Below are 3,982 nucleotides of genomic sequence, written 5' to 3'. Positions count from 1 at the left end.
AAACCTATATCGACCGGCTGAACTTTTCCTTCACCGGCTATCTGCGCACGGAGAAGGATTCTTCCACCGAGCTGCACCAGTGGATCCGGAAGAACTATTTCAGCTTCCGCGAGATCGAATTGCAGTTACTGCTGCAACGGTCGTAAGCGGCCGCCGCCACGAGAGAACGACGGAGCGGCCGGCCTATTCCGTGGAGCGGCGCAGTTCCGACGCGCCCTCGAGCTTCGCCGGTTCCTTGATCGATCCGACCGATTCGATCTTGCCGATTTCCACGCGCGGGGTGGCGACGCGGGTCGCGACCTCGGTATTCGCTGCCGCCGCCGCCGCATCCGCGGAGCGGGTCTGCTCCGGGGCGCGCAGCGAGCGCGGCCGCGAGATCGCGCGCGCCATCAACATCTGGCCGCGGCCCTGGTGATGGAAATCGCAATAGGCGAAGCCCATGCCCGACACGGCGCCGCGAAAGCTGCGCTCGTCGTTCTTGGTGAGGTTGAAGCAGGGCTCGAACGGGATGCCCTTGATCGAGGCGCAGATCGCCTGGCCTTTGACCTGCAGCGTATTGCCGGGCAGCCGCATGTTGCGCGCCGGACCGGAGCCGGAGAACTGCACCGCGCCCGCCGCCCCGCCATCGTCGAATACACGGCCGGCGCCGCGGGTACCGTCGAAACAGGTAAAGGCGAACACCTTGCCGGCGACAAACTTGCGGGCTTCGTCCGCCGTCATCGAGCCGGCCATCGCGGGCATCGCCACCGAGGCGGCGAACACGGCTCCCAATACAAAACGCGCAACCATAGGATACTCCGACAAACTGAGCGCGGATGACCGCCAGACGCCTTTACCCGCTGCTTACCATACCAACCGTGGCAACATTGGAGCATGGAGGTTGGTAAAGTCTGAACATCGTCAGGAAATCTTTACCACGATTCGACCGCGGACCTGGCCGGACAACACCCGGGAACCGGCTTCGATCACCTCGTCCAATCCGATTTCCTGAGTGATTTCAGCCAGTTTCGTCTTGTCCAGATCATCGGCGAGCCGCGCCCAGGCCTGCTTGCGCAGCTCGATCGGGCACATCACGCTATCGATGCCGAGAAGACACACGCCGCGTAAAATGAACGGGGCGACCGAGGATGGCAGGTCCATGCCGGCGGCGAGGCCGCAGGCGGCGATGGCGCCGCGGTATTTCGTCATCGACAGCAGATTCGCCAGCGTGGTCGAGCCGACGCTGTCGATGCCGGCCGCCCAGCGTTCTTTCGCCAGCGGCTTGGCGGCTCCGGAGAGTTCCGCGCGGTCGATGATTTCTGCGGCCCCAAGACCCTTGAGATAGCCCTCCTCGGAGGTGCGGCCGGTCGAGGCGATGACGTGGTAGCCGAGCTTCGACAGCACCGCGATCGCCACCGAGCCGACGCCACCCGCCGCGCCGGTCACCACCACCGGGCCGTCCTTTGGCGTCAGGCCGTGCTTCTCCAGCGCCAGCACGCTCAGCATCGCGGTATAGCCGGCGGTGCCGATGGCCATCGCGTCGCGCGTGGTCATGCCGTCGGGCAGCCGCACCAGCCAGTCGCCTTTGACCCGGGCCTTCTCGGCATAGGCGCCGAGATGGGTCTCGCCCATGCCCCAGCCGTTGCAGATCACCTTGTCGCCGGGCTTCCAGTCCGGATGCGAGGACGCTTCCACGGTGCCGGCGAGGTCGATGCCGGCGATCATCGGAAACCGCCGCACCACCGGCGCCTTGCCGGTGACGGCGAGGCCGTCCTTGTAGTTCACCGTGGACCACTCGACCCGCACGGTGACATCGCCCTCCATCAGTTCCGCTTCGTCGAACTGGGTCAGCGCTACCGTGGTGCCTTTTTCCGCCTTGTCGATGCGGACCGCCTTGAACATGCCCAACACGCCACTCCCTGAATTTTGTTTGATCTTACGTTGAATGGATCACGCCGGCTGCGCAACAGGGCGCGCCACCGGTGCTTCGACGATCGGCAGGTTGATCAGCGCCGACAGCACGCCGAACAGCACCGACAGCCACCACACCGGCGTGTAGGAGCCGAACTTCTCATAGACGATGCCGCCGAGCAGCGCGCCGAGGAAGCCGCCGACCTGATGGCTGAAGAATGCGAAGCCATACAGCGTCGCCAGCCAGCGGGTGCCGAACATCAGCGCCACCAGGCTGGAGGTCGGCGGCACCGTGGACAGCCAGGTGAGGCCGCTGATGATACCGAAGGCGATGGCCGAAAACGTCGTCATCGGCAGCAGGATGAAGGCCACAGTCGCCAGCGCGCGGGTGAAGTAGATGAACGACAGGATGTAGCGCTTCGGAAACTTGTTCTGGGCATAGCCGACGGTGAGCGACCCCACGATGTTGAACAGGCCGATGACCGCGATCACCCAGCCGCCGGTGGAAGCCGGCATGCCCCTGTCCACCAGATAGGCCGGCAGATGCATGGTGATGAAGGCGAGCTGGAAGCCGCAAGTGAAGAAGCCGAGCACCAGCAGCACGTAAGAGCGATGCCCGAAGGCTTCCGACAGCGCGTGCTTGAACGACTGCCGCTGCGCCACCGGGACGTCGGCGGCCGCCACCGTGGGCGTCGCCAGCGCCATCGACAGCGGAATCACCAGCAGCATCAGCACCGCGAACACGGTCAGCGTCGGCTGCCAGCCGACATTGTCGATCATTGCCACCGTGAACGGCGCGAACACGAACTGCCCGAAAGATCCCGCCGCGGTGCCGGCGCCGAGCGCGATGCCGCGCCATTCCGGCGGCATCAGCTTGCCGAACGCCGACAGCACCAGATTGAACGAACAGCCGGACAGGCCGAAGCCGATCAGCAGGCCGGCGCCGAGGTTGAGCTCCAGCGGCGTCGAGGAATAGCGCATCACCACAAGGCCGACGGCATAGAGCAGCGCGCCGACGCAGATCACCCGCACGCTGCCGAACTTGTCGGCGATGGCGCCGGCAAACGGCTGGCCGATGCCCCACAGCAGGTTCTGCACGGCGAAGGCCAGCGCGAATACGTCACGGCCCCAGGTGAATTCAAGGCTCATCGGCTGCATGAAGAAGCCGACGCTGGAACGCGGGCCGAAGGTCAGCATGCCGATCAGCGAGCCGCAGATCACGATCACCAGCGGCGTCCGCCAGCCCAAACCACGCGATGCGCCTGCAATGCTGTTTGTTACCGCCATGACGCTTCCCCGGATCTGCTGATTGGATTGGCGGCAGATTAATGCATTCGCATGGAAATCATAGGGTTGCTGGAGAAGAATCGTCTCCTGCAAGGCAGGAATGCAGGATTGTAAAACCGTAGGGTGGGCACGTTCGACGCGCGAAGTGCGTCGAACGTGCCCACCACCGGAGTGCTTGCGGAAGGATGGTGGGCACGGCGCAAGTGCGCCTTTGCCCACCCTAGGGCTCGGTGCCTATGGCTTGGCCTCGGCGAGCGCCCGGGAAATTTCCGCGGTCTGGGCGCTGGTGCCCCAGCTCGGCGCGTCGCTGCCGTCACCCCAGGCCCGCGGCCGGTAGAAGGTGTGCACGCCGGTGCGGTACATCTTCTTCATCTCGTGCACCCAGGACGGATGCACCCAATAGGCATGGTAGTGGGTCGATTTCGCCACCTCGGGCAACCACAGCCGGCCGTCGAGGCTCGCCTTGGCGATCTTCTTGGCGCGTTCCCACATGTCGGGCTCCTTGACCACGTCGGGAATGCCGTCGCAGGCGAAGGTGAACTGGCAGGCCAGCTTGCGATGCTTGTTCTGGTACACCACGCCGCACACGGTGGTGGGATAGTAGCCGGAGAAGGCGCGGTTCAGGACCACCTGCGCCACCGCCATCTGGCCGCGCACCGCCTCGCCGCGGGCCTCGAAATACACCGCCTCGGTCAGGCATTTTTCCTGCTTGGCGCGCGCCTTCTCGTCGAACAGGCCAAGCCGCTCCGCCGGGGTCTTGACGTGGGTGGTGGTGTTGACCTCGCCCTTCCCCGCGACGCTCTCG

At 65.0% G+C, this 3,982-nt stretch carries 4 protein-coding genes; all 4 read right to left on the bottom strand.

From position 1 onward, the window contains the following. Positions 1–183: 183 nt before the first annotated feature. On the bottom strand, positions 184–789 hold the full coding sequence (locus JWR89_RS10535; RefSeq protein ID WP_299715358.1) for a hypothetical protein: 606 nt from the start codon (positions 787–789) through the stop codon (positions 184–186). 111 nt (positions 790–900) lie between these two features. Continuing rightward, positions 901–1,887 (bottom strand): MDR family oxidoreductase, encoded by a 987-nt coding sequence (locus JWR89_RS10530; RefSeq protein WP_299715362.1) that lies wholly within the window; start codon positions 1,885–1,887, stop codon positions 901–903. 42 nt (positions 1,888–1,929) lie between these two features. Beyond that, entirely contained in the window at positions 1,930–3,177 is a 1,248-nt protein-coding gene (locus JWR89_RS10525; protein ID WP_299715355.1) for an MFS transporter, read from the bottom strand. A 234-nt stretch (positions 3,178–3,411) separates the two neighbouring features. Continuing rightward, positions 3,412–3,982: cell wall hydrolase (locus tag JWR89_RS10520; protein WP_299715352.1), on the bottom strand; the 571-nt coding region annotated here is incomplete at its 5' end.

Origin of the sequence: Tardiphaga sp. (genome assembly GCF_028290785.1) — a bacterium.
Classification (GTDB): Bacteria; Pseudomonadota; Alphaproteobacteria; order Rhizobiales; family Xanthobacteraceae; genus Tardiphaga.
This window is presented reverse-complemented; position numbering and strand designations above follow the sequence as displayed.

What these genes read in the sequence shown, in the direction of transcription:
- JWR89_RS10535 (WP_299715358.1), bottom strand. Translation starts at nt 789, where the DNA reads ATGGTTGCGCGTTTTGTATTGGGAGCCGTGTTCGCCGCCTCGGTGGCG.
- JWR89_RS10525 (WP_299715355.1), bottom strand. Translation starts at nt 3,177, where the DNA reads ATGGCGGTAACAAACAGCATTGCAGGCGCATCGCGTGGTTTGGGCTGG.